The following is a 25725-nucleotide window of genomic DNA, read 5'->3' as shown; positions in this document are numbered from 1 at the left end:
GTAAGTGGAAGGGAGTTTAAGAATGTTTCTTGCGATAAATCCGATTGCGTTCTCCATTGGTCCGTTGAGCGTTCGCTGGTACGGTATTATTCTGGGTACGGCTGCTCTGATAGGGCTGGTGCTTGCCATACAAGAGGGGAAAAGGTTCAAGATGTCCCCCGATTTTTTTATGGACTTGGTCCTGATCGGAGTGCCGTCGGCTATCATTGGCGCAAGGATTTATTATGTAGCCTTCCAATGGGACGATTATAAGGACAATTTGTGGGATGTGTTCAAAATATGGGAGGGCGGCATTGCCATTTACGGCGCACTCATCGGGGCGATCGCTGCTGCGTTTTTTTATGTTCGGCGTAAAGGGTATTCATTTTGGCGAATCGCCGATATTTGCGCCCCGGGGTTGATTGTCGGTCAAGCCATCGGCCGATGGGGAAACTTCATGAATCAGGAAGCGCACGGCGGACCGGTGACGGAAGCCTTCCTGCGGGAAAACCTGCATCTGCCGGACTGGATCGTGAATCAAATGCTGATCGACGGACGGTATTACCATCCTACCTTTCTGTACGAATCGGTATGGAACATCGTGGGGCTTCTTCTGCTGCTCGTGCTGCGGAGACAATCGTTTATGCGGGCGGGAGAGCTCTTTTTAAGCTATTTCATCTGGTATTCGACTGGGCGTTTTTTCATTGAGGCGCTGCGGACCGACAGCCTTGATTTCACGGGACCGGCATGGTTGGCCGAGCTGATGAACGGGCTTTGGTCCCCGATGCAGCTGCTTGGCTTCGAGCAGGGCTACTTGACCTATGGCGGCAACGTGCGCATATCTCAGCTGTTGGCCTTGTTGATCGTTCTTGCCGCCATTACACTGATCGTGGTCCGCCGCCGGAGCGGGGCCGCTGCGGCACGTTACTCAGATCCGATTTATCGGATCGGGGAAGAACCGGACCGATCCGGGGCGCCGGTCTCTGACGATACGAAAGCAGGCGGTGCCGAGACAACGGCCGGTGGTCATAGTCAAGACGGCAAGACGAAGGAGCAGAAGAATGATTCGAACCATACTGTTTGATTTGGATGGAACCATTATCGATACGAATGAGCTGATTATTCAATCCTTTCTACATACGTTTGAAGGGGTGGGGCCTGAACCGCTGACGCGTGAACGCATTGTTCCGAACATGGGACGGCCGTTGATCGAACAGATGGTGTATTTCTCCGGAAGGGAACAGGTGGAAGATTTGGTGGCCAAGTACCGGGAATTTAATATCAGCCGCCATGACGAGCTGGTTAAAGAATTCCCGTATGTGCGGGAGACGTTGGCGCGGCTGCATGCCGCGGGAGTGAAGCTGGGCGTGGTCACGAGCAAAATCCGCCGAACGATGGAAATGGGGCTTAGGCTGACCGGCATGTTCGACTTGTTCGGTACGATTGTGACCGTAGATGATGTGACAAAGCCCAAGCCAGATCCGGAAGGCATCCGCAAGGCGCTGCGTGACCTTGAAGCGGACGCCTCGGCTGCGATAATGGTCGGCGACAGCCACTATGATATCGAAGCGGCGCATCAGGCAGGCATTCGTTCTGTGGGTGTTTCCTGGTCGTTGAAGGGGATAGATTATTTAAAGCGGTATGAGCCGACCTATATCATTGACGATATTCGTGAAATTTTGCCGCTTGCCGGCGTCGAGGGGAAGTAGCCAGTGAGACAAACGGACAGGTATCCGGTAGAAGGGCCGAACTCGCTGTGGCAAATGTACAGCACGATCAGCCGATGGAAGGCCGTTCGCAATTTTATATTCATCCAAATATCCAGATATACTCCTTCCCTGCCGCTGAAGCGCTGGATTTACCGCCGGGTGCTGGGGATGAAGGTGGGGGAGCAGGCTTCTTTCGCGCTGATGGTGATGGTGGATGTCTTTTTTCCCGAAAAGATTGAGGTAGGCGACAATACCATTATCGGCTATAACTCCACCATCCTGACACACGAATATTTAATCAAAGAGTATCGGCTTGGGCGTGTGCGCATCGGTTCCCATGTAATGATCGGCGCGAACACGACGATTTTACCGGGTGTCACGATAGGGGATCATGCCGTTATTGGGGCGGGTTCGGTGGTCCATAAAGATGTGGCTCCGTACAGCTTCGTAGCGGGTAATCCGCTGCGGGTGATCCGTGAGGATGTGCGGAAAGAGCCGGTTTACTTAAATATGGAATAAATTTCATCCTGCGGGAGAAGGGCCGGTTTCCCCAATGCGGCTCCTTCAACCGGCAATCGATAACAGTCAGGGGAAGTTGGGAGCCGGAAGCCGTTGGCTCCCTTCATTCATTATAAGCAGATGGCATCCGAACCTGTTTCCCGATCATTGACGAATCGGGGGTTCCGTGGTAAACTAGCGAGTGTCTTCTTTATCTTGGTAGTATGGTAGCACATTAGCGGACTAAAGTAATAGATGGATGACTCAAAGATGAACCGAATCCAATATCATTTAATGAATAGTAAGGGTGAAGACCGATGTCCAAACCGAAGGTGTTTGAAAAGCCGACAGGCGTAAAGGACTATCTCCCCGAGGCGGCGGCGGCGCTGCGCGGCATTGAGTTCAAAGTGCTGCAGTGTATGGAGCGCTGGGGATACAGAGAAATTATAACGCCTACTTTGGAATATTACGATACGGTTGGAGTCGCGAGCTCCACGGAAGATAAAAAGCTGTTCAAACTGCTCGACCGCAATGGAACAACGCTGGTCATGCGATCGGACATGACAGCGCCGATTGCCCGTGTGGTATCCTCGCTGCTGAGGGAACATCCGTTTCCTCTGCGCCTGTCGTATCATGCCAATGTTTTCCGGGCCATTGAAGCGGAAGCGGGACGGGATGCGGAGTTTTTCCAGACCGGTGTAGAGCTGGTAGGCGACGATTCGAGCGAATCGGATGCGGAAGTGATCGCGCTGGCGGTGGCGTGCCTGCAGGCTGCCGGCGTGAAGGAGTTCAAGATCGCCCTTGGCCATGTGGGATTCTTGAACGGATTGTTCCAGGAGATGCTGGAAGGGCGTCCGGATGCTCAGCGGGCGCTAAAGGACTGCCTCCTGAGCCGCGATTATGTAGGTTATCGGGAGACGATTAAAGCGCTCGGGCTGCCGGCAGAGGTGCAAAAGAAGCTGGAAGGCGTTCTTCGTCTGCGCGGCGGGCAGGAGATTTGCCGTCTGGCGCAGCAAGTGACGCATGATCCTGTAGCCGAACGTGCGATCGCTCATTTGTGTGAGATATGGGATGTGCTGAAGGCTTATCATGTAAGTGAGCATGTGTTAATCGATCTGACGATGATCGGAGATTTCTCCTATTATACAGGCATGACGTTTGAAGGATATGCCGCAGACCTTGGTTTTCCCGTATGCAGCGGCGGCCGCTATGACAATCTACTGTCGCAGTTTGGACGTCCGGCGCCGGCCACCGGATTCGCGCTGAAGACGAACCGCATTTTAGAGGTAGTCGGGAAAAGCGCATCAAGCGCAACGGCCAGGAGAGTGCTTGTCGCTTACACCGCCGAGCATCGCGAAGCGGCGCTTAAGGAAGCCTTGGCGCTGCGTTCACGCGAAGGGTTGATGGTGGAGACCAAACTGCTGGATCATAAGGACGGACTAAAAGACAAACAGCCGCTGGATGACGGAGCCTTCCGCGTACAGGGGACGGTCTATCAGGATGTCTTTGAGTTTGTGAAGTAAAGGAGGGGCGATACGCATGCAGGATTTATTGAAAGTAGCGATGCCCAAAGGGCGTATCTATAAACAGGCCTCCAAGCTGTTCCGCGAAGCGGGCTTAGCGATTCCCGAGGATGCGGATGACTCGCGCAAGCTGATTATCGCCGTACCGGAAGCGCGGATGGAATTCATTATGGCGAAGCCGGTCGATGTACCCACTTACGTCGAGTACGGCGTTGCAGATATCGGAGTTGTCGGCAAGGATGTGCTGATGGAGGAAAACCGGGATGTCTATGAGCTGCTGGATCTCGGCATTGCGCGATGCCGCATGTCCGTGATCGGGCTGCCGGACTGGAAGCCTGTGCTGAATCCCCGGGTAGCGACGAAATACCCGAACGTGGCTTCGCAGTATTTCCGCGAAAGGGGACAGCAGGTCGAGGTGATCAAGCTGAACGGCTCCATTGAGTTGGCTCCATTGATCGGATTGGCGGACCGGATTGTAGATATGGTGGAAACCGGCGGAACGATAAGGGAAAACGGTCTGGCAGAGCACGAGCAGATTTTTGAGATCACAAGCCGCTTGATTGCGAACCGGGTAAGCTACCGGATGAAAAATGCCGCTATTCAAGGGCTGTGCGATCGGCTGCAGCCGGTGATCGCCGCGGTGACGGCAAAGGGATAACCATCCCATCATCCGCAACGAATTGTCAGAAGGAGGCAGGGAACATGAGAATTATGCCTGCATCGAAATTTTCACTGAAGCGGGAGGTCGAGTACGGCTCCCCCGAGCAGAACGAGAGCGTCCGGCAGATCATCGAAGAGGTGCGCCGCGACGGGGATGCGGCGCTGCGGAGATTCGCGCAGCAGTTTGACGGTGTCCGCGTGGACGAGCTGCGCGTGACGAAAGAGGAGATCGAGGCCGCTTACAACGAGGTGGACGAGGAGTTTTTGTCGGCCATTCGTGCGGCCGCAGTGAATATTCGAAAATTCCATGAGAAGCAGATGCGTTCCTCGTGGATGGATTTGCAGGCCGACGGCACCATCCTCGGCCAAGTGATCCGTCCGCTGAGGCGGGTCGGCTTGTATGTTCCGGGCGGTAAGGCGGCTTATCCTTCTTCGGTGCTGATGAATGCCATTCCTGCACAGGTCGCGGGAGTGCCGGAGATCGTGATGGTGACCCCGCCGGCCACCGCAGGGGCTGTGGGCATCAACCCGCATATTCTGGTAGCGGCGGCGGAAGCGGGCGTCGGCGAAATCTACCGCGTGGGCGGAGCTCAGGCCGTAGCTGCGCTCGCTTATGGGACGGAGTCGATCCGAGCCGCGGACAAGATCGTCGGGCCGGGCAATATTTATGTAGCTCTGGCCAAGCGGTATGTGTTCGGCGCCGTAGATATCGACAGCATTGCCGGGCCGAGCGAAATTGTCGTGCTGGCCGACGATAGTGCGGATCCGGCCTACGTAGCTGCGGATCTGCTCTCTCAGGCGGAACACGACGAGATGGCCTCGGCCATTCTGATCACGACATCGGAGCCGTTGGCCGAAGCGGTCCGCGCAGAGGTGGAACGCCAGTTGAACGAGCTGCCGCGGCGTGAGATCGCCGCGAGATCGATTCGCGATTATGGCGCGATTCTTACGGTATCTGACCTTGAAGAGGGGATTGATGCAGTCAATCGCTTGGCGCCGGAGCATCTGGAGATTATCGTGCGGGAACCGTTTCAATATTTAAGCCGGATCGAGAATGCGGGAGCGATCTTCCTTGGGCCTTACAGCTCCGAGCCGGTAGGCGATTATTTTGCCGGACCGAACCATGTGCTGCCGACCAATGGCACGGCACGGTTCTCGTCACCGCTTAACGTGGACGATTTCATAAAGAAGTCGAGCGTCATTTATTACAGCAAGGAAGCGCTGCTGCGGGACGGCGGTCAAATTATTTCGCTCGCCCGTCATGAGGGGCTGGATGCACATGCGCGGGCAATTCAAATTCGTTTGGAGAAAGAAGGGAATACTCGTGGCTGAACAAGACTTTCAGGCAGCGGGGCGCCGGGCTGAAATCGCGCGCAAAACGAATGAGACGGACATTAAACTGGCTTTTTCTGTCGACGGTTCGGGCGTATCCGAGATCGAGACCGATGTACCGTTTTTGAACCATATGCTCGATTTGTTTACGAAGCACGGCCAATTCGACCTCAGGGTGGACGCCCGGGGCGATGTGGAAATCGACGATCACCATACGGTAGAGGATATCGGCATCTGCCTCGGACAGACGCTGCGTGAAGCGCTGGGCGACAAAAAAGGAATTAAACGCTACGCAAGCGTGTTTGTTCCGATGGATGAAGCGCTGGCTCAGGTGGCGATCGATATCAGCAACCGTCCCCATCTGGAATATCGCGCCGAGTATCCATCGGCAACGGTGGGCAGCTTCACGACGGAGCTGGTACATGAGTTTCTGTGGAAATTTGCGCTGGAGGCCCGGATTACGCTGCACGTTATCGTGCATTACGGGCACAATACGCATCATATGATCGAAGCGGTCTTTAAGGCACTTGGCCGCGCTCTGGACGAAGCGACCAGCATCGACCCGCGCGTGCAGGGCGTTCCGTCCACGAAAGGGGTACTGTAAGCCATGATCGCGATCATCGATTACGGAATGGGCAATCTGCACAGCGTCCGTTCGGCGGTGGAGCGTCTTGGCTACAGCGCCTTGGTGACGGCGGACGAGCGCGAGCTGCTGGATTCGGAAGGAGCCATCCTCCCCGGTGTAGGCGCGTTCGGCGATGCGATGGAGCATCTGCGCAATGCCGGGCTGGATGAAGCGGTGAAACGTTACGCGCAAAGCGGAAAGCCTCTGATGGGGATCTGCCTTGGCATGCAGCTGCTGTTCAGCAGGAGCGAGGAATACGGCGTGCATGAAGGATTGAACCTGCTGCCGGGCGAAGTCGTCCGCTTCCAGGGCAGCTTCAAGGTTCCGCACATGGGCTGGAACAAGCTGTCGTTCAAGCAGTCGAATCCGCTGCTTCAGGGTTTGGAAGAAGGCCATGTGTATTTCGTCCATTCCTACCATGTGCTTCCCGAGCGGAAGGAAGACCTGCTTGCGACGACCGATTACCATCAGGAGGTCACGGCTATTGTCGGCCGCGGCAACGTGTACGGCATGCAGTTTCACCCCGAGAAAAGCGGGGCTGTCGGCATGCGGCTGCTCGGCAACTTTCTGAATATGTGCGTCAAGAAACAGGCTGCAACGTAGCCAATCAGGCTGCCATACAGCGAAGCACGAATGTCTGATGGCGGCTTGTACCCTATAAGACTCTGAGATGGAGGAACGTCCATGTCTTCATTTGTTATTTATCCCGCGATCGATATTCGCGGCGGCAAGTGTGTTCGTCTGATTCAAGGGGACTATAACCAGGAAACGGTATACAATGAAAATCCGCTAGAAGTGGCCAAAGCCTGGGAATCGCAAGGGGCGAAATGGATTCATTTGGTCGACCTTGACGGAGCCAAGGCGGGCTATCCCGTGAATGACAAGCTGATCGGTGAAATCGCAAAGTCCGTTCAGGTGCCGGTGCAGCTCGGCGGCGGCTTGCGCACGGAGAAGGACGTGGATCACGTGCTTTCGCTAGGCGTATCGCGTGTTATTCTCGGTACGGCGGCGATTGAAAACCGTGATTTTGTGAACCGCGTACTCGCCAAGCACGGTGAGAAGGTGGCCATTGGTCTGGATGCGCGCGACGGCTATGTCGCGACGCGCGGCTGGCTGGAAACGTCTGCGGTGAAAGCGGATGAGCTTGCCGTGGAACTGGCGCGGGAAGGCGCCCGCACGTTTATCTTTACGGATATTTCCCGTGACGGCATGATGAGCGGACCGAACGTGGAAGCGATCGTCCACTTGGCCAAGGTGTCCGGACAAACGGTGATTGCGTCTGGAGGCGTCAGCCAATACGACGACTTGAAGCGTCTTGTACAGTACGCGTCCGAGGGAGTCGGCGGCGCGATCGTCGGGAAGGCGCTGTATACTGGCAGCATTAAGCTGGAGGAAGCGCAAAGCCTGGTATAAGCTGATTCAACGATTGCCGCCCGCCGGAGAGCGAGGCGGCTTTACGGCAGAGAAAGGGGTGCGGGGTATGCTGGCCAAACGGATAATTCCCTGCCTTGACGTCAAGGATGGCCGGGTCGTCAAGGGAGTTAACTTTGTGAATTTGCGCGATGCCGGTGATCCGGTAGAGCTGGCTTCGATCTATGACCGCGAGGGGGCTGACGAGCTTGTGTTCCTCGATATTTCGGCTTCGCATGAAGGCCGTGCCACCATGGTTGAAGTGGTGCAAAAAACGGCCGGTGAAATCACGATTCCGTTTACGGTAGGAGGCGGGATTTCCAGTGTGGACGATATGAAGCGGCTGCTAAGAGCGGGTGCGGACAAAATCGGCATCAATACGGCTGCAGTCAAAAATCCGCAGCTCGTGTCCGACGGTGCGCGCCGGTTCGGCTCGCAGTGCATCGTGGTGGCCGTTGACGCCCGATACAATGCCGAATGGGGCGAGTGGGAGGTATTTACACACGGCGGACGGAACAGTACGGGCATCAAGGCGCTGGAGTGGGTGAAGCGGATCGAACAGCTCGGGGCTGGAGAAATTTTGCTCACAAGCATGGATGCGGACGGTACGAAGGACGGCTTTGACCTCCCGCTGACGAAGGCGGTGTCGGAGCTGGTGACGATTCCTGTCATCGCCTCGGGCGGAGCGGGCAGGAAGGAGCATTTTTACGAGGTGTTCACAGAAGGCAAAGCGGATGCGGGGCTGGCTGCGACGATTTTCCATTATAAAGAAATAACGATTGAAGAGGTTAAGGACGACCTTAGAAATAAAGGAGTGGAGATCCGATGAGTGGACAACAAACGTCGGTGGATAACTTGGAAAGCTTGTTAGCGGCGATTAAATGGGACGGAAGCGGCCTGGTGCCGGCCATCGTTCAGGATGCGGCCAGCAAAGAGGTGCTGATGATGGCCTATATGAACAAGGATTCGCTGAAAGCTACGCTGGAGTCGGGCGAAACCTGGTTTTGGAGCCGTTCGCGTGGGGAGCTGTGGCATAAAGGCGCTACAAGCGGGCATATCCAGAAGGTAAAATCGCTGAAGTACGACTGCGACGGAGATACGCTGCTGGTGCAGGTGGACCAAACCGGTCCGGCTTGCCATACGGGACGCTACAGCTGTTTTCAGCACGATGTACGCGTCGGCGTTTTGGCCGGGCAGGCGGAGAAGATAGGGTCTGATGAAGAAGTCGTGAAGGACCGCTTCGCGATGCTGGGCATATTGGAATCCGTCATTGCACAGCGCGATGCCGAGCGTCCGGAAGGGGCCTATACGACCTATCTGTTCGAGAAAGGCGTCGACAAGATTTTGAAAAAGGTCGGCGAGGAAACGGCGGAGGTCATCATCGCAGCTAAAAACCGGGACAACGACGAGCTGCGTTATGAAGCCAGCGATCTGATTTTCCATCTCCTGGTGCTGCTCCGCGAGAGAAAGCTGCCGCTGGATGAGCTGATGAAAGAGCTGGACCGCCGTCACAACAAGTAAATAAGCTTGGGATCAAAGCTCATTGGAAGAACAACTTAACGGCAATTCAGCGGAAGAACATGGAACCGCTGGCCGGGCAAGGAGAATCGCTCTATGCGCATTGATTATCATACGCACCATGTAAGATGCGGCCATGCGTCGGGTGAACTGGAGGACTATGTGCTGAAGGGCATTGAGATCGGACTCACCCAGCTCGGGCTGTCCGATCACATGCCCTTGCTGCACGTAGATCCGGCCGCCTATTATCCCGGCATGGCCATGCCGATGGAAGAACTGCCGAAATATATTGAGGAAGCGTTCATGCTGCGGGAGAAATATAAAGACCGCATTGACATTCGTGTAGGGCTCGAAGGAGACTATATCGAAGGCTACGAGGCTGACATCGAGCGGATCATTCAAGCGTATCCCTGGGATTACGTTATCGGGTCCGTGCATTTTTTGGGTGAATGGGACATTACCGACTACCGGCAAACCGACGGCTGGAAGCAGAGGGACGCCTACGAGGTGTACGAACAGTACTATGATGCAGTAGGTAAAGCCGTCAGGACAGGCTTTTATGATTATATCGGGCATATTGACGTGATCAAGAGGTTCGGCTTCAAGCCGGAGCAAAGCGTGGAGCACCTCGAACGCCAAGTTTTGGAAGCGGTAAAAGCACAAGACATGGCCATCGAGCTGAATGCCAGCGGTCTGCGTATGCCGGTCAACGAAATGTTTCCAAGCCGCCGGATGCTGGAATATGCGCTGGAGCTGGGAATTCCGCTCACGATCGGCTCGGACGCTCACCAGCCGGAGCGGCTGGGACAGTATCTGGACCAGGCGGTGGATCTGCTTCGTGATGTCGGTTTTAAAGAATTAGCCACATTTAAAGGCCGGAAACGGCTAATGATGCCTATTGGATTCCCCTAATATGATGTATAATAGGGTAGTAGCTTTATTAAAATGATGTAAAATACCATTTTTTGCAATACTTGCGGCGTCGTTTGATGACCCACGTAACATAAGCACAAGCGGAGGTAACCATGTACAGCGACAAAATGAAGATTTTTTCGGGTTCGTCCAACCCGAGATTGGCGGAGCGCATTTGCAAGGAGCTTGATGTACCGCTCGGCCAGATCAAGCTGTCCCGTTTCAAAAGCGGGGAAATCTACTGTCTCTATGAGGAAAGCATCCGGAATTGCGACGTGTTCCTAGTGCAGACCTTTTCCCATCCGATCAATGAGAATTTCATGGAGCTTCTCGTTATGATGGATGCCGCCAAACGGGCATCGGCGAGAACGATCAATCTTGTCGTTCCCTACTATGGTTATTCCCGCCAAGAGCGAAAAGCGGCGCCCCGGGAACCGATCTCGGCGAAGCTGGTGGCGGACCTGCTGACTACAGCCGGTGCGGACCGCGTCATCACCATCGATCTGCATGCTCCGGCCATTCAAGGCTTTTTCAACATTCCGGTGGACCATTTGACGGCACTGGATTTGATCAGTGATTACATTAAGAAGAAAAACATTCCCAATCCGATCATCGTTTCGCCGGATGCGGGACGGGCGACGACTGCAGAGAAAATGGCCAACATTCTTGACGCGCCGTTCGCTATGATGATCAAAAAAAGACCCGCTCACAACGAAGCGGTTATCACGCATGTCATCGGAGAAGTTGAAGGAAGAACCCCGATCATCATTGAGGATTTGATCGATACGGGAACGACGATCGTCAACGTTGTCGAAGGCCTCAAGGAGCGCGGGGCGAACGATGCCTACGTGTGTGCGACACACCCGGTGTTCTCCGGACCGGCGCTGCAGCGTCTGGATCATCCGAACATCAAGGAATGCGTGATTACGGACTCCATCGCCATTCCGGAAGATCATTCGGCCCGGTTCCAAGTATTGTCCGTGGCCACTTTGCTGTCGGATGCCATCAACATCATCATGTCCGGCGGATCGCTCAGCTCTTTGTTTAAATATGGCGGTGTATAACTTATAATACATTTACCGGATGACCCCGACAAACAGGAACTAACAGTTTGGGGTCATCTTGTGGTATACTTAAGAATCAATATTACTCCGGCGATTTAGAGAGCACTTTGCGAATGGATATTCAGGAAGGGTTTCTCATGAATTCCGGTCGGGTTACGGAGGTGCCTTATTACTATGGGGAAGAAAAAACGTGCGACGCCCAAGCACAGCAATATCGTACCGATGAAAATGGATGCCACGTTCTTTTTCGAAAAAGCCGTTAAGTCCTTGGACCGTTATCATTATGATAAGGCATTGAAGTATTTTCGTCGCGCGGCCGAATATGAACCGGAAAACCCGGTGAATCATTGCAATCTGGCCGGGCTTCTGTCCGAGATGGGAAATTATGAGGAATCCAACCGCATTTTGCAGCATGTGCTTGATCGGATCGACCCTACGATGACGGAATGCTATTTTTATATGGCGAACAATTTTGCCAATATGGAGAATTACGAGCTGGCCGAAGAAGCGATTATCCATTACCTGGAGAATGACCCCAACGGACAGTTTCTGGAAGAATCCGAAGAAATGATGGAGCTGCTCAGCTACGAGCTCGACCGTCCCACCAAGCTGACGACGATCAAGAGCCGGGAAGGGCTGTTCGAGCACGACCGGGCGCGTTCGATGCTGGAGGAGGGCCGTTTTTCGGAAGCGGTGCGGGTGCTGGAGAAAATTATCCGCAAGCATCCCGACTTCATAGCTGCGCGCAATAACCTTGCGTTGGCCTATTATTACATGGGACACTTTGAAAAATCGGTTGATATGATTCGTCAAGTGCTGGAGCTGGAGCCGGGCAATTTGCATGCGTTGTGCAATCTGGCGATTTTTTACCAGCATTTCGGTGATAAGGCGGGTCTGGCCGGGCTGCTTGAAGTGCTGCGCAAAACGTATCCTTTCCATCAGGATCATGCGTTTAAGCTGGCGACCACTATGGGGATTTTGAACGAGCATGAGAAGGCTTATTTGCTGTTCAAGCGTCTGTTGAAAACCGGCGAAACGGGTCCGGATCCTTGCTTGTGTCACTATACCGCCGTAGCCGCATACAATACGGGCCGCTATGAGGAAGCTGAGCGCTGGTGGCGGCAGGCGGCGAAGTTCGACCCCGGTTCGGAAATTCCCAGGTTCTATCTTAATTTGCTCAATAAGAATTGGGACGAAGCGGTGAAGCCGCCTGTCAGCTATCATTATCATATGCCGTTTGAGGAGCAGTTTCGGGGAATCGAGCGTACGGAGAACGGCTTGCCGGATCACCTGAAGCGCGATCCGTTGGTGCGTTCGTCCTTTTTCTGGGCGTTGCGGCATGGAGATGCGCATACGAAGCTGCAGGTCATTCAAGCGTTCGGCTTGATCGCCGATGACGAGGTGAAGGATGCGCTGCTTGAATTTATCGGACAACCGGGCGAGGATGACTATCTGAAGAAGGTGGCTATCTTCGTTCTTCGCAGTATCGGCGTGAAAGAACCGCTGACGGCCGTGCTGGAGGGGAATCAGACAACGGTGGCCCCGTCGCCTTTTGCTCCGGGGCTTCCGATATGGGATCCCAAATGGCAGCTGGTGATGGAGACGGCGATGCGGTATATGTTCCGCCGCTACGATATGGTGCAGCAGTACGATTTACAAACGCTTTGGGTAGAATACTTATCAAGAGTATTTCCGAACGTGCCCAAAATCACGAAAGTGGAGGGCTGGGCAGCCGCCCTGGAATACCTGACGGCTAAGATGCACCGACGCCCTGTCAGCTATCAGGAAACCGCGGATCGCTACGGCGTATCGGTAGCTACCGTCAGCAGGAACGCCAAGCTGATTGATGAAGCCTGCGGATTGAAAGAAAAGATGGACGCCATCTTTGATAAATTTGCAAGCTTGGAGTCTTAACCTTAATATGAAGGTATAGAAAAAATACGCTGACAACCGGCCGTAAGGAAGCGGCTTTAAGAGTTGCAGTCGATTGGGAGGAAACCATATGTACAAGTCAATCGTTATCGGAACCGGACCTGCCGGGTTAACGGCAGCTATCTACTTGGCACGCGCCAACCTGAACCCGCTTGTTATCGAAGGTCCGGAGCCGGGCGGCCAGTTGACCACCACAACGGATGTGGAAAACTTTCCGGGGTTTCCTGAAGGCATCATGGGGCCGGAATTGATGTCGAATATGCGTAAACAAGCCGAACGCTTCGGCGCTGAATTTAAAACCGGCTGGGTCAATAAGGTGGATCTCTCCGAGCGTCCGTTCAAGCTCAACGTAGAAGGTCTTGGAGACATTGTCGCGGAATCGCTGATCATCTCTACAGGCGCATCGGCCAAGCTGCTCGGCATTAAGAACGAGAAGGAAAGCATCGGCCGCGGCGTCAGCACCTGTGCAACCTGCGACGGCTTTTTCTTCCGCGGCAAAAAGATTATCGTGGTCGGCGGCGGCGACTCGGCGATGGAGGAAGCGAACTTCCTGACACGTTTTGCAACGGAAGTACGCATCGTCCACCGCAGAAACGAGCTGAGGGCTTCCAAAATCATGCAGGATCGCGCGCGCGAGAATGAAAAGATTGTTTGGAGCTTAAACCGTACGCCGCTGGAGATTATATCCGGGGATAAAGGCGTTACCGGTCTAAAAGTGAAAAACAACGAAACCGGCGAAGAAGAATTGATCGAAGCGGACGGCATCTTCGTAGCGATCGGCCATAAGCCGAATACGGATTTCCTCGGCGGACAAATCGAAACCGACGAGCTGGGCTACATTATCACGAAGCCGGGTTCATCCTTGACCAATGTGGAAGGCGTATTCGCCTGCGGCGACGTACAGGATAGCAAGTATCGCCAAGCGATTACGGCTGCCGGCAGCGGTTGTATGGCTGCGCTGGATTGCGAAAAATTTCTTGAAGGGCATATGGTACACGATTGGAGCCAGTCTCTTTAATCGATTGAACGTGGAACTTTCGTTCCGCGTTTTTTCTTTAGCCTTCGCTTGACCTCTTGTAGAGGTTGGCTTATAGTTGGAACAAGAGAGAGTGCATATGAGCCGGGTCTCCAAAGGTCTTGGACAACATAGATTGGCAATTTTTATGAGGTGATTAAGAAGCATGGAACAACAAGTATACGTCGGAGTCGATTTGGGAGGTACCTCCATTAAGGTGGGCTTATGTAATGAGCAGGGCAAGCTGCTGCTCACAGACGAAGGGCCGACCGGTACCGAGCACGGCGCCGACGTGGTGTTGGAAAATATCGCGCAGTACGTACGCAAACTGGTGGCGGAGTCCGATTATACATGGGATCAGGTTGCAGGGATCGGAGCGGGAATCGCCGGATTCATGGATATTTCCGAAGGCTTCGTTAAGCTGTCTCCCAACCTGGGCTGGCGCAATGTGCCGGTGAAGAAAATTCTTGAAGAAAAGCTTGGAAAATCGGTGAAAATCGATAATGACGCCAATGTGGCGGCCCTTGGCGAAGCGTGGGCGGGTGCAGGCGCAGGTATCCCGAACATCGTTTGCTATACGCTTGGCACCGGTGTCGGTGGCGGGATCATTATCCGCGGCCGAATTTACCAAGGCTTTTCCGGTATGGCCGGCGAACTGGGGCATATGGCGATTGTTCCCGACCTTGAGGCTATCGATTGCGGCTGCGGCAAAAAGGGCTGTCTGGAAACCGTCTCATCCGCAACGGGCATTATTCGAATGGCGAAGGAAGCGGTGGAACGCGGCGAGAGTACCTCTTTGGCACTTGTAGAAAACATCATGGCTAAAGATGTGTTCGACGCAGCCAAAACCGGCGACGAAACGGCGCTTCGTATTATCAACCGCGCTGCCTTGTACCTCGGCAAATCGATGGCTACCGTTTCCGTTATCTTAAATCCTCAGCGATTTATCGTCGGCGGAGGCGTATCCAAGGCGGGCGATATCCTGTTCGACGCGATCCGTAAACACTACAGAGAGCATACTCAGGTAACCGCGCAGGAAGGCGTGGACATCGTCCCGGCTGTTCTAGGCAACGATGCCGGAGTCGTTGGCGCTGCCGGCCTTAATCTGCGGGGATAAACCCGGATCGAGCCGTCCTGCGGCTTCTCCGGGCAGTGGAAGGAGAAGAACCCCATGGAAGAAATGCAAACTCTCGGCAAGCTGGTGATCATTACGGGGATGTCCGGAGCCGGCAAAACCATTGCGGTGCAAAGCTTGGAGGACCTGGGTTTTTTCTGCGTGGATAACCTCCCTCCGGTCTTGATTCCTAAATTTGCCGAGCTTATTGAGCAATCCAAAGGTCGAATCGGTAAAGTAGCACTTGTGATCGATCTCCGCGGCCGTGAGTTTTTCACTTCGCTGTCGGAGTCGCTTCGGTTCATTAACGAGAATTATACTTTAACTCATGAAATATTGTTCCTCGATGCAACGGATTCGGTTCTGGTGCAGCGTTATAAGGAAAGCCGGCGCAAGCATCCTCTGGCTCCGACAGGAGCGCCGCTGGAAGGCATTCAGCAGGAAAGGAAGCTGCTTGAGGAGCTAAAGGGTCTGGCTACTCAGGTGATCGATACCAGCAATTTGAAGCCAACCCAGCTCAAAGAAAAGATCGTTTCCCGTTTCACCAACCTAGAGGTAGGCGGCATATCTATAAATGTAATCTCATTTGGCTTTAAATACGGAATTCCGATTGATGCCGATTTGATTTTTGACGTTCGCTTTTTGCCCAACCCGCATTATGTGGAGCATTTACGTCCGAACACCGGGCAGGATACGGAAGTGTACGATTATGTCATGAAATGGACGGAGACGCAGGAGTTTTTGGCGAAGCTCCTCGATATGCTGCATTTCCTCATTCCCCAGTACAAGAAGGAAGGCAAGAGCCAAGTCGTCATCGGTATCGGCTGTACCGGAGGTAAGCACCGCTCGGTTGCGATTGCGGAATATCTAGGTAAAATGATGGGCAATAGCGAAACGGAAGTGATCAGAGTCACTCACCGGGATTCGGAACGCGATCGGGTTGAGGTGAAGAAATGACGCTTGTCCATGAGAGGGGAAAAATCAGGCCGCGGATTGTTGTCATCGGAGGGGGAACGGGTCTGTCGGTCATGCTTCGCGGACTTAAACAGAAGCCCATGGATATTACAGCTATCGTCACGGTGGCCGACGACGGAGGGAGCTCAGGCATTTTACGCTCCGAGCTTGAAATTATTCCGCCGGGCGATATCCGCAACGTATTAACCGCGTTGTCGGATGTGGAGCCGCTGCTGGGCCAACTGCTCGAATATCGTTTTGATAAAGGGAATGGTTTGGCTGGACACAGTTTGGGTAACCTAATGTTAGCGGCGATGCGAGATATTACCGGTGATTTCGTTACCGGGGTGCGGGAGCTGAGCCGTGTTCTGGCTGTTCGCGGCCGCGTGCTTCCGGCTTCGGATCAGTCGATTGTACTTATCGCGGAGATGGAGGACGGCACCGTTGTGAAGGGGGAATCCAAGATTCCCCAGGCAGGCGGTGTCATCCGCCGCGTATCGATCGAACCGGCTGATGCTTGTGCTCTGCCGGAAGCGTTGGAGGCTTTGCGGCAGGCGGATGCTATACTGGTTGGTCCGGGGAGTCTTTACACCAGCATTTTGCCGAACTTGCTGGTACCCGAGATCGCGGAGACGATTGTGTCGTCCCAAGCGTTGAAAATGTTTATTTGCAACGTAATGACCCAGCCTGGAGAGACCGACGATTATAAAGTGAGCGACCATTTGAAAGCGGTTCGAGATCATGTCGGGCACGATTTGTTCGATTATGTCATTGTGAATAATGAAGAGATTCCCGAGAAGGTTCAAAACCGGTATGCCGAAAAAGGCGCAAAGGTCGTTCAACTGGATTTGGATGAAGTGACGAAGCAAGGCTACAAGGTCATTGCCGACCGCCTCGTCTTGTTCCGAACTTATTTACGTCACGATGCGGAAAAGCTAAGTCAGCACATTTATCAACTGGTGGAGAGCTGGATGTTCAAGAAGAGGTGATTACCATGTCCTTCGCCGCCCAAACGAAAAAAGAACTTACCTTGATGGAGTCGGAGCAATGCTGCGAGAAAGCGGAGCTATCGTCCCTCCTTCGTATGAATGGGGCCGTTCAGGTTTCCAGTCAGAAGATTGTACTGGATGTCTCGACGGAGAATGCCGCCATCGCAAGGCGGATTTATACGCTTCTCAAAAAGACGTTTCAGGTGCATACGGAGCTTCTGGTCCGCAAAAAAATGCGGCTGAAGAAGAACAACGTATATATTGTGCGTGTTCCCAATCAGGTGCAGGAGATTTTAAAGGAGCTGCGGATTGTTTCCGAGGGATTTCTGTTCACACCGGGCATAGAGCAGGATATTATTAAGAAAAGCTGCTGCAAAAGGGCATATCTGCGAGGGGCTTTCCTGGCGGGAGGCTCGGTCAACAACCCGGAGGGCTCTTCTTATCATTTGGAAATTTATTCGATGTACGAAGAGCACTGTCAGGCTTTGTGCCAATTGGCCAATGATTTTGACCTGAATGCCCGCTGTATCGAACGCAAAAAAGGATTTGTCCTCTACATCAAGGAAGGCGAGAAAATCATCGAGTTTCTCAGTTTAATCGGTGCGCACCAGGCTTTGCTCCGTTTTGAAGACGTCCGGATCATGAAGGACATGCGCAACTCGGTAAACCGGCTGGTCAATTGCGAAACGGCGAATTTGAACAAAACGATCGGTGCGGCGGTGCGCCAAATCGATAATATTCGCCTTCTGCAAAAAGAAGTCGGTCTTAATAATCTGCCGGAGAAGCTCCGGGAAGTTGCGGAAATCCGTTTGAAGCATCCGGATATGAATTTGAAGGAAGTCGGGGATCTGCTGAAGGGTCAAGTCAGCAAATCCGGAGTCAATCACCGTTTAAGAAAAATCGATGAACTGGCGGAAAAGCTCAGGAAATCGTGAGAAATTCGTCTAAATGTAGATTTTTTGTGTAAATTATCAATAATTCTAGTGTAAACTAATGAAAAATGATATAATAACTGAAAAATCGCTTTTCAACGAATGCAGAACGGTTACCGTTTTGGCAAGGTTTCCGCTCTGAATCGTTTTGGGATACCATCCTTCTTTATAGGACGGTGAAATTTAATTACTCTTAGGGCGTTCAGCCCTTCATCCTTTGGGAATTAAGATTGTAGGGGGTATTGGTTGCATGTCGAGACGCCCAGTAGTCGTCAAATTAAAAACAGGCCTTCATGCCAGACCGGCAGCACTTTTCGTGCAGGAAGCGAATAAGTTTTCTTCGGAAATTTTTGTGGAGAAAGACGAGAAGAAAGTCAATGCCAAGAGCATTATGGGCATTATGAGCCTTGCCATTAGTACGGGGACCGAAGTCCACATAAGTGCGGAAGGTTCGGACGCAGAACAGGCTGTAAACGCTTTAGTCGCATTGGTGAGCAAAGAGGAATTGGAGAACCAATAAGATCTGCCAAGCTTCCGATAAGGAAGCTTTTTCTTTTGCGCGCTTCTTTATTTTACCTGGGGGGACAAGCAGAAATTCATCAGAAAAAAGCGCAACCTTTTTTCGGGCCGTGCGTCTATATAGACGTGCTATAACCGGAAAAGGTTTTTTGTTGTTTCTGGAAACATCCGCATAAACAAGCCTTATGAGGGCTCGGCTTTCCGGCGGTTTCGGAAACAGCATCTCGCCTGTGAAGCGGGGAGTTGTGCCACCCTGCCGTTCCGGCTTTAAGAAAAGACTTCGATGAGAAGTATTTCTTAAGGATAATAAAGAAAGTATAAATTTGCAGCGTAGTTAAACACTTTCTTTATTGCAAGAAACCCTGCCCTTGAATCACGGTCGCTCATTAAGGGACGACCTAGTTCGTTAGTGGTTTTCTTACGGCACCAAAAGAGCTGCACAAAGAGGAGTAGAAGGATGAAACGAATAAGGAAAGAATTGGCCTTGTTGCTAATCATGTCGATGCTGCTGTCGTTTGTAGCGGTCCCTATGGCTTCTGCTGCGGAACAAGAAGCGCCGATATCTTCCGGGACGACTTATGTATTACTCTACCTGAACAAGAAGGAAGCTTTCCTGAACGGGGAGCAGGTTACGCTGGAGGCTCCGGCGACCATCATCAAGGACAAGACATTCGTTCCCGCCAAGTTTTTGGGCGATGCTTTCGGGATGAGAGTGGAATGGATTGCATCCAAACGGCAAATTGAAATGGATACGCCGGGTTACAATATCATGCTCGACATTGATAACAAATCCGTGTGGATTAACGGATACTGGCAGCATTTTGACGATGTGGCTGCGATTGTGAACGGTAAGCTGATGATCAAGCTGACTTGGCTAGCCGACTACATGGGGGCGAGATATACATACAATGATGAGCTGAAACGGGTCGATGTACTCTACACGAAGCCTCCGCGGGGAATTTACAATCCGGATACAAGCAATTCAAACCCCGTTGCCAAGTTTACGTTTGCCAAGCCGACCTACAAGATCGGTGAACCGGTCAAATTTGTGGACCTGAGTTACGACCCGGATGCGGAAGGTCTTCCAAAGTACGAGTGGCAGGGCAGGGAAGAGGCCTATTTCGCTCCCGGCACTTATCCGATTACGCTGACGGTATGGGATCGTAACGGCAACAAGAGCGAGCCCTATACCCGCAACCTTGTGATTACGAATGAAACCTATCTGAACAAAGTGGAATATCCGATCTACACGAAGCCGGTGGGCAGTTACATTAAGACCGATTGGGGCACACTGTGGAATAATTTCTGGGAACTTCCCCAACTGCCGAAGCAGGTGACGGAGGACCGCTCCCGCAAGCTGCTTGTCAGCGACAGCCCGGAGACCTTCACCGAACAAGGAATTTTGTATCAGGATGATGTTGAAGGCAAAGGACGTCTGTACGCGGATCATATTAACGGAACGAAAGAAAAAATGACGCTGGCGATTCTGGCAACCAACCTGACTGATAAACCGGTAACGGTCAAAACGACGAATAAAGGCGAGGTATGGCCTTCCGTTTATGCGAATTTGATCGGCAGCGAGGCAACCGTCGATTTCCTGATCGGCGATCCGATTAACGAGACGATGACGATTCCGCCTCAAAAAACATTTGTATATAAGCAATTTCCGGATTTTTATCCCGATCAAGGGGTGAATTTGTTCTACGATGTGGAAACAAGCGGAAAGGTGCAGTTTACATTCGTGACCGCTCCGGAAATTACACAAAATGCATTGCAGCTTCCGAAGCTTGCGTTTAACGGTCATGTCCGCGGCACATTCCCGGTTTCCGAACTGATCTGGAACATTGATGCCAGCTCATTTACTACGCCGTCACGATTGGTTATCGGGGATGGGAAGACGGATCCGTTCCAGCCCGGATATGATCCGCAGCGTGGACAAGAAGTGCGCAACGACGGCAACTATGGGGTAGTGTACAAAATTCACGCGGATAAACCGCGGAAGATGGCGGTCATGATTCTTCCTAGAGGAGGGGTGTTTAAGGGGCCGATCAAAATCAACGGTGAAATCCGTATGGTTCCTTACTCCGGTGTGATGACCGCATTCGACGGTATGCAGATTTTGGCGAAAACTACGGGCAAGGAAGAGTCGTTGGATATTGAATTCAGCCCTCCGGCCGGGTCTGCGCTTCCATTCGACCTGATCTTCTACCCGCTCGATGATCGGGCGCAATAATCGTTCACAACAAGACCTTTTTCTCCCGCTTTCAGAGAGCGGTGGGGAAAGGTCTTTTTTGCTGAGAATCAAAAGCTGGTTTAAAGGACTGAAAGCCAATAAAAAAGCCCTGATTCGGCTTATTCGCCGTTCAGGACTTTTTTCATTGCGACGGTGTTACACGCGCTCGATCACTTTATCGATCAAGCCATACGATACCGCTTCCGCCGCCGACATGAAGTTATCGCGGTCCGTATCTTTTTCGATACGCTCGACGGATTGACCGGTACGCTCTGCCAAAATGGTATTCAGCTTGTCGCGCATTTTCAGAATACGTCTTGCACGGATCTCGATATCGCTGGCTTGCCCTTCGGCGCCGCCAAGCGGCTGGTGAATCATGACTTCGCTGTTTGGCAGGGCGAACCGTTTGCCTTTGGCGCCTGCCGCGAGCAGGAATGCTCCCATCGATGCAGCCAAACCTACGCAAATCGTAGATACGTCCGGCTTGATGAACTGCATCGTGTCGTAAATCGCCATTCCCGATGTGATGGAGCCTCCCGGGCTGTTAATATACAGATGGATATCTTTGTCCGGATCGCTTGCTGTCAAGAACAACAGCTGGGCGATAATCGAATTGGCTACAACATCGTTGATCGGACTACCGAGAAAAATAATGCGGTCCTTAAGCAGACGGGAGTAAATATCGTAGGCGCGTTCCCCTCTTGCGTCAGGTTCGACAACCATAGGAATAAAACTCATGAGCTGCAGCCTCCTTATATTTAAACTATAACCATCATAACGGAAAATCAAACAAAGGTCAAGAAAGGTCAAACAAAGAAAATAAAAAAACTCCTGATGGAGTATTTCGAAAGATGCCAAAACATTATGGCAGCCGTTATTCTGTAAACCAAAAAACAGCAACGCGCCCGCAAGGAATCGAACCTTGATCTCAGGCTCCGGAGGCCTACGTCATATCCATTGGACCACGGGCGCATATACAATTAGGATGTTGTCTCAAGGTGACAGCAAAAGTTATTATAATCTATCGTGCTGATAAATGCAACTCCATAAATCAAAAAGTTTTGAATGAATAGGCTGCAGGCCAATGGGAAAAAATTCGAATGGGAGCCTCTTGAAGCAAGGAACATATTGAAGTATAATAAGTTCAGCTAAGTGAGAGTGCTTAGTTCTTTTTTTGGAAGATGTGGGACTAAAAATGCAGTACCGGGACAAAAAACGTCCATATATGAGCGGAGTGAATCCATGAGAGAGATCCTTTCTATTCAACAGCAGCTTCTCCCTGATTTGGTGGATACCTTGAAGAAGCGGTATACCATACTTCACTATATCCTGGTTTCCGGAATGGTGGGCCGCAGGACGCTGGCACTGTCATTGAACATGACGGAGCGGGTGCTTCGCGGGGAAGTGGATTTCCTCAAAGAGCAGGGGCTGATCGATGTGGAGGCCTCCGGGATGCGCATCAGTGCAGCCGGAAGAGAACTGCTTGAGAAAATCGAACCGCTGGTGAAGGATTTGTTCGGACTTACCGATTTGGAGGAACGCATACGCTCGCATTATGGCTTGAGGCAGGTCGTTATTGTACCGGGGGATTCGGACGTATCTCCTCACACGAAGAAGGAACTGGGGCGCGCCGGCGCTTCTGTACTCCGCAAGCTGGTCAGGGAGGACGAAGTCATTGCCGTGACCGGAGGGTCCACGCTGGCTGAAGTCGCGTACCATTTGACGGCTGCAAATCCAATGAAGGGATGCTGGTTCGTTCCTGCCCGGGGCGGATTAGGGGAAAGCGTGGAGCTTCAGGCGAATACGATTGCTTCCACGATGGCCAAGAAGGCCGGAGCCCGTTATCGGCTGCTGCACGTGCCGGATCATCTGGGCGAGGAAGCTTATCAATCGCTGATGCAGGATGATCACATCTCCGAAATTGTTCAATTTATCCGCAAGGCGCGGATGGTCATGCACGGCATAGGAGACGCTATGGTCATGGCCAGACGCCGCAAGGTGGATAGTGAAACGACAGAGAGCCTGCAGCGTGACGGAGCGCTTGCCGAAGCGTTCGGGTATTATTTTGACAGGGAAGGACGCATCCTTCACAAAATGCCGACCATCGGGCTCCGTATGGAAGATATTCAGCGTATGGATACGGTGATCGGGATCGCCGGCGGCAAAAGCAAAGGTGAAGCGATTGTCTCGGTGCTGAAGCACGGGCACGAAGATGTGCTTATCACCGATGAAGCGGCGGCGCAATACATTGTACAACGACTGACATCTTGATAGGCTCCGGCCTGTCTTGACATATGTTGCAGCGGCCTGCGGCCGTTAGACGACACATCATAACCATTTTTAGGAGGCAATTACTATGGTAAAAGTAGGAATTAACGGTTTTGGACGTATCGGCCGTAACGTATTTCGTGCGGCTCTTAACAATCCGGAGGTTGAAATCGTAGCGATCAACGATCTGACAGACGTACACACATTGGCGCACCTGCTTAAATATGATACAACGCACGGTAAACTGGATGCTACGGTTGAATCTACGGAAGGCGCATTGATCGTCAACGGCAAATCGATCAAAGTGTTTGCCGAGCGTAATCCTGAGAACCTGCCTTGGGGAGCTAACGGCGTGGAAATCGTCGTAGAATCCACAGGGATCTTCACCGCGAAAGAAAAAGCGGAGCTTCACTTGAAAGGCGGCGCCAAGAAAGTCATCATCTCTGCGCCGGCTACCAACGAAGACATCACCATCGTTATGGGCGTTAACGAAGACAAGTATGATCCATCCGCCCATACGATCATCTCCAACGCATCCTGCACAACGAACTGTTTGGCTCCGTTTGCGAAAGTTCTCAATGACAAGTTCGGTATCGTAAAAGGGATGATGACGACCGTTCACTCCTACACAAACGACCAGCAAGTGCTTGACCTGCCGCATAAGGACCTCCGCCGCGCACGTGCCGCTGCCGAGAACATCATTCCGTCCACGACGGGTGCAGCGAAAGCCGTTTCCCTGGTTCTGCCGGAGTTGAAAGGCAAGCTGAACGGTATGGCTATGCGCGTGCCTACACCTAACGTTTCCGTAACGGACCTGGTGGTTGAATTGAGCAAAAACGTAACGGTCGACGAAGTGAACGCTGCGTTGAGAGAGGCTGCCGAAGGTCCGCTGAAAGGGATCCTGAACTACTCCGAAGAGCCGCTTGTATCCAGCGACTATAACGGCGATCCTGCTTCCTCCACGATCGACGCTCTGTCCACGATGGTGGTCGGCGACAACATGGTCAAAGTCGTATCCTGGTATGACAACGAGTGGGGTTACTCCAATCGTGTTGTAGATTTGGCAAACTTTATCGCGAAAAAAGGTCTGTAATGTTAAAATTGTGGTAATGCTCTGATCATCTTTTTAAAAGAAACTCGCCATCGTGGGCTGTAGGGTGTGCCCGCAGCGTTAGCCAAACATTCGTTTCCGCAAGGCAGCAGGAATCCGTGAAACGAAGATGCAGGCTGACGCTCTGCGGCACTCCCGACTATGACGGGACGGGCTGTTCTTTACAGATGAGGAGACATTCCCACATTTTTTATGTGCGGGCAGGATAAAACCGGTTGGAGGGCATGAATAGGATGAGTAAAAAAAGCATTCGAGACGTAGAAGTAAGCGGTAAAAGAGTGTTTGTCCGGGTTGATTTCAATGTGCCGCTCGAAAACGGTAAAATTACAGATGACACGCGGATCCGTGAGACGCTGCCGACGATCCGGTATTTGACGGAACGCGGAGCGAAGGTAATCCTCGCCAGCCACATGGGCCGTCCGAAAGGCCAAGTCGTGGAAGAGCTGCGTTTAACCCCTGCGGCGGAGCGTCTGTCCGAGCTTCTCGGCAAGCCGGTCGCCAAAGCGAATGAAGCGATCGGAGATGCGGTGAAGGCGCAGGTTGCAAAGCTGAAGGACGGTGACGTGCTCCTGCTGGAGAACGTGCGGTTCTATCCCGGGGAAGAGAAGAACGATCCGGAGCTGGCTAAAGCTTTTGCCGAGCTCGCCGATCTGTACGTAAACGATGCCTTTGGCGCCGCGCACCGCGCGCATGCGTCTACGGAAGGGATTGCACACCATTTGCCGGCGGTATCCGGCCTCCTGATGGAAAAAGAGCTGGAAGTACTCGGCAAAGCGCTCAACCATCCGGATCGTCCTTTCACGGCGATTGTGGGCGGAGCGAAGGTGAAGGACAAAATCGCCGTTATTGAAAAGCTTATCGAAATCGCGGATAACATTATCATCGGCGGAGGCTTGTCCTATACGTTCTTCAAGGCCAAAGGCTATGAGATCGGCAAATCGCTTGTGGATAACGACCGTCTGGAGCTGGTTCTGGAGTTTGAGCGTAAAGCAAAGGAGAAAGGTGTCAACTTCCTTTTGCCTGTGGACGTCGTGGTAGGAGACGCATTCAGCGCGGATGCGAATACCAAGGTCGTTCCGGTTGACGCGATCCCGGCAGATTGGGAAGCCTTCGACATCGGACCGAAAACACGCGAATTATATGCCCGGACCATCGCCGAATCCAAGCTGATCGTATGGAACGGACCGATGGGCGTATTCGAACTGGAGCCTTACAAGAACGGAACCAAAGCCGTGGCGGAGGCTTGCGCCGCGACATCCGGTTATACGGTTATTGGCGGCGGCGACTCTGCGGCTGCGGTAGAGAAGTTCCAGCTCGGAGATAAGATGGACCACATCTCCACGGGCGGCGGCGCTTCTTTAGAATTTATGGAAGGCAAGGCGCTTCCGGGCGTGGTCGCCTTGAACGATAAGTAAGGAGGCAGTCAAA

The 25725-nt window shown here is 52.7% G+C and carries 25 protein-coding genes and 1 tRNA gene; 24 read left to right on the top strand and 2 right to left on the bottom strand.

The genetic code is table 11. The features are described 5' to 3' along the window. Positions 1 to 22: 22 nt before the first annotated feature. From lgt to EXW96_RS24170, 21 genes are all read left to right on the top strand, one after another. Complete coding sequence (gene lgt / locus EXW96_RS24270) at positions 23 to 1063, top strand: prolipoprotein diacylglyceryl transferase (RefSeq protein ID WP_062410078.1); 1041 nt, start codon at positions 23 to 25, stop codon at positions 1061 to 1063. Then, positions 1041 to 1688 carry a pyrophosphatase PpaX gene (ppaX, locus tag EXW96_RS24265; protein WP_174351617.1) on the top strand — a complete coding sequence of 216 codons (648 nt, stop codon included), beginning with the start codon at positions 1041 to 1043 and terminating at the stop codon, positions 1686 to 1688. The genes lgt and ppaX overlap by 23 nt, the downstream gene beginning before the upstream one ends. 3 nt (positions 1689 to 1691) lie before the next feature. Continuing rightward, positions 1692 to 2207: an acyltransferase gene (locus tag EXW96_RS24260; RefSeq protein ID WP_062410076.1), complete on the top strand. Its 516-nt coding sequence runs from the start codon at positions 1692 to 1694 to the stop codon at positions 2205 to 2207. A 296-nt stretch (positions 2208 to 2503) separates the two neighbouring features. Beyond that, entirely contained in the window at positions 2504 to 3709 is a 1206-nt protein-coding gene (locus EXW96_RS24255; RefSeq protein WP_074729713.1) for an ATP phosphoribosyltransferase regulatory subunit, read from the top strand. A 16-nt stretch (positions 3710 to 3725) separates the two neighbouring features. Continuing rightward, entirely contained in the window at positions 3726 to 4367 is a 642-nt protein-coding gene (hisG, locus tag EXW96_RS24250; protein WP_062410074.1) for an ATP phosphoribosyltransferase, read from the top strand. A 44-nt stretch (positions 4368 to 4411) separates the two neighbouring features. Beyond that, complete coding sequence (gene hisD / locus EXW96_RS24245) at positions 4412 to 5701, top strand: histidinol dehydrogenase (RefSeq protein WP_054819195.1); 1290 nt, start codon at positions 4412 to 4414, stop codon at positions 5699 to 5701. Beyond that, positions 5694 to 6305 carry an imidazoleglycerol-phosphate dehydratase HisB gene (gene hisB, locus EXW96_RS24240; RefSeq protein ID WP_062410072.1) on the top strand — a complete coding sequence of 204 codons (612 nt, stop codon included), beginning with the start codon at positions 5694 to 5696 and terminating at the stop codon, positions 6303 to 6305. Before hisD ends, hisB begins: the two co-directional genes overlap by 8 nt. Before the next feature lie 3 nt (positions 6306 to 6308). Next, positions 6309 to 6929: an imidazole glycerol phosphate synthase subunit HisH gene (gene hisH / locus EXW96_RS24235; RefSeq protein ID WP_174351616.1), complete on the top strand. Its 621-nt coding sequence runs from the start codon at positions 6309 to 6311 to the stop codon at positions 6927 to 6929. Between the two features lie 81 nt (positions 6930 to 7010). Continuing rightward, entirely contained in the window at positions 7011 to 7739 is a 729-nt protein-coding gene (hisA, locus tag EXW96_RS24230) for a 1-(5-phosphoribosyl)-5-[(5-phosphoribosylamino)methylideneamino]imidazole-4-carboxamide isomerase (protein WP_174351615.1), read from the top strand. A gap of 67 nt (positions 7740 to 7806) precedes the next feature. Next, a complete protein-coding gene (gene hisF, locus EXW96_RS24225; RefSeq protein WP_174351614.1) occupies positions 7807 to 8565 on the top strand; it encodes an imidazole glycerol phosphate synthase subunit HisF in 759 nt (252 codons plus the stop codon). Next, positions 8562 to 9257, top strand: coding sequence for a bifunctional phosphoribosyl-AMP cyclohydrolase/phosphoribosyl-ATP diphosphatase HisIE (hisIE, locus tag EXW96_RS24220; protein WP_062410069.1), 696 nt, complete (start codon positions 8562 to 8564; stop codon positions 9255 to 9257). Before hisF ends, hisIE begins: the two co-directional genes overlap by 4 nt. A gap of 93 nt (positions 9258 to 9350) precedes the next feature. Beyond that, positions 9351 to 10166 carry a histidinol-phosphatase HisJ gene (gene hisJ / locus EXW96_RS24215; protein WP_062410068.1) on the top strand — a complete coding sequence of 272 codons (816 nt, stop codon included), beginning with the start codon at positions 9351 to 9353 and terminating at the stop codon, positions 10164 to 10166. 113 nt (positions 10167 to 10279) lie between these two features. Further along, complete coding sequence (locus tag EXW96_RS24210; protein ID WP_062410067.1) at positions 10280 to 11230, top strand: ribose-phosphate diphosphokinase; 951 nt, start codon at positions 10280 to 10282, stop codon at positions 11228 to 11230. A 174-nt stretch (positions 11231 to 11404) separates the two neighbouring features. After that, on the top strand, positions 11405 to 13144 hold the full coding sequence (locus EXW96_RS24205; RefSeq protein WP_174351613.1) for a tetratricopeptide repeat protein: 1740 nt from the start codon (positions 11405 to 11407) through the stop codon (positions 13142 to 13144). 88 nt (positions 13145 to 13232) lie between these two features. Next, positions 13233 to 14180 (top strand): thioredoxin-disulfide reductase, encoded by a 948-nt coding sequence (trxB, locus tag EXW96_RS24200; RefSeq protein WP_054819198.1) that lies wholly within the window; start codon positions 13233 to 13235, stop codon positions 14178 to 14180. A 163-nt stretch (positions 14181 to 14343) separates the two neighbouring features. Next, on the top strand, positions 14344 to 15294 hold the full coding sequence (locus tag EXW96_RS24195; protein ID WP_074729716.1) for an ROK family glucokinase: 951 nt from the start codon (positions 14344 to 14346) through the stop codon (positions 15292 to 15294). Between the two features lie 54 nt (positions 15295 to 15348). After that, positions 15349 to 16248: an RNase adapter RapZ gene (gene rapZ, locus EXW96_RS24190; RefSeq protein WP_054819199.1), complete on the top strand. Its 900-nt coding sequence runs from the start codon at positions 15349 to 15351 to the stop codon at positions 16246 to 16248. Beyond that, positions 16245 to 17234 (top strand): gluconeogenesis factor YvcK family protein, encoded by a 990-nt coding sequence (locus EXW96_RS24185; protein ID WP_054819200.1) that lies wholly within the window; start codon positions 16245 to 16247, stop codon positions 17232 to 17234. Before rapZ ends, EXW96_RS24185 begins: the two co-directional genes overlap by 4 nt. Before the next feature lie 5 nt (positions 17235 to 17239). Continuing rightward, complete coding sequence (gene whiA / locus EXW96_RS24180; protein ID WP_074729718.1) at positions 17240 to 18169, top strand: DNA-binding protein WhiA; 930 nt, start codon at positions 17240 to 17242, stop codon at positions 18167 to 18169. Between the two features lie 247 nt (positions 18170 to 18416). Beyond that, entirely contained in the window at positions 18417 to 18686 is a 270-nt protein-coding gene (locus tag EXW96_RS24175; protein WP_054819201.1) for an HPr family phosphocarrier protein, read from the top strand. A 456-nt stretch (positions 18687 to 19142) separates the two neighbouring features. Further along, positions 19143 to 20918 (top strand): stalk domain-containing protein, encoded by a 1776-nt coding sequence (locus EXW96_RS24170; RefSeq protein WP_137671224.1) that lies wholly within the window; start codon positions 19143 to 19145, stop codon positions 20916 to 20918. A gap of 156 nt (positions 20919 to 21074) precedes the next feature. On the opposite strand, the gene clpP is transcribed toward EXW96_RS24170, so the two are convergent. Both clpP and EXW96_RS24160 read right to left on the bottom strand, forming a co-directional pair. Further along, on the bottom strand, positions 21075 to 21656 hold the full coding sequence (clpP, locus tag EXW96_RS24165) for an ATP-dependent Clp endopeptidase proteolytic subunit ClpP (protein ID WP_062410060.1): 582 nt from the start codon (positions 21654 to 21656) through the stop codon (positions 21075 to 21077). A gap of 162 nt (positions 21657 to 21818) precedes the next feature. After that, positions 21819 to 21890: transfer RNA gene (locus tag EXW96_RS24160), tRNA-Arg, on the bottom strand. 270 nt (positions 21891 to 22160) lie between these two features. Here EXW96_RS24160 and EXW96_RS24155 point away from each other — a divergent pair. The 3 genes from EXW96_RS24155 (at position 22161) to EXW96_RS24145 (ending at position 25712) form a co-directional block, all read left to right on the top strand. After that, positions 22161 to 23189 carry a sugar-binding transcriptional regulator gene (locus EXW96_RS24155; RefSeq protein ID WP_054819206.1) on the top strand — a complete coding sequence of 343 codons (1029 nt, stop codon included), beginning with the start codon at positions 22161 to 22163 and terminating at the stop codon, positions 23187 to 23189. 85 nt (positions 23190 to 23274) lie between these two features. Next, entirely contained in the window at positions 23275 to 24279 is a 1005-nt protein-coding gene (gap, locus tag EXW96_RS24150) for a type I glyceraldehyde-3-phosphate dehydrogenase (RefSeq protein WP_062410059.1), read from the top strand. A gap of 251 nt (positions 24280 to 24530) precedes the next feature. Beyond that, positions 24531 to 25712 (top strand): phosphoglycerate kinase, encoded by a 1182-nt coding sequence (locus tag EXW96_RS24145; RefSeq protein WP_062410058.1) that lies wholly within the window; start codon positions 24531 to 24533, stop codon positions 25710 to 25712. The last annotated feature ends 13 nt before the right edge of the window (positions 25713 to 25725 follow it).

It is taken from the genome of Paenibacillus sp. JMULE4 (assembly GCF_013337105.1).
Classification (GTDB): Bacteria; Bacillota; Bacilli; order Paenibacillales; family NBRC-103111; genus Paenibacillus_G; species Paenibacillus_G naphthalenovorans.
This window is presented reverse-complemented; position numbering and strand designations above follow the sequence as displayed.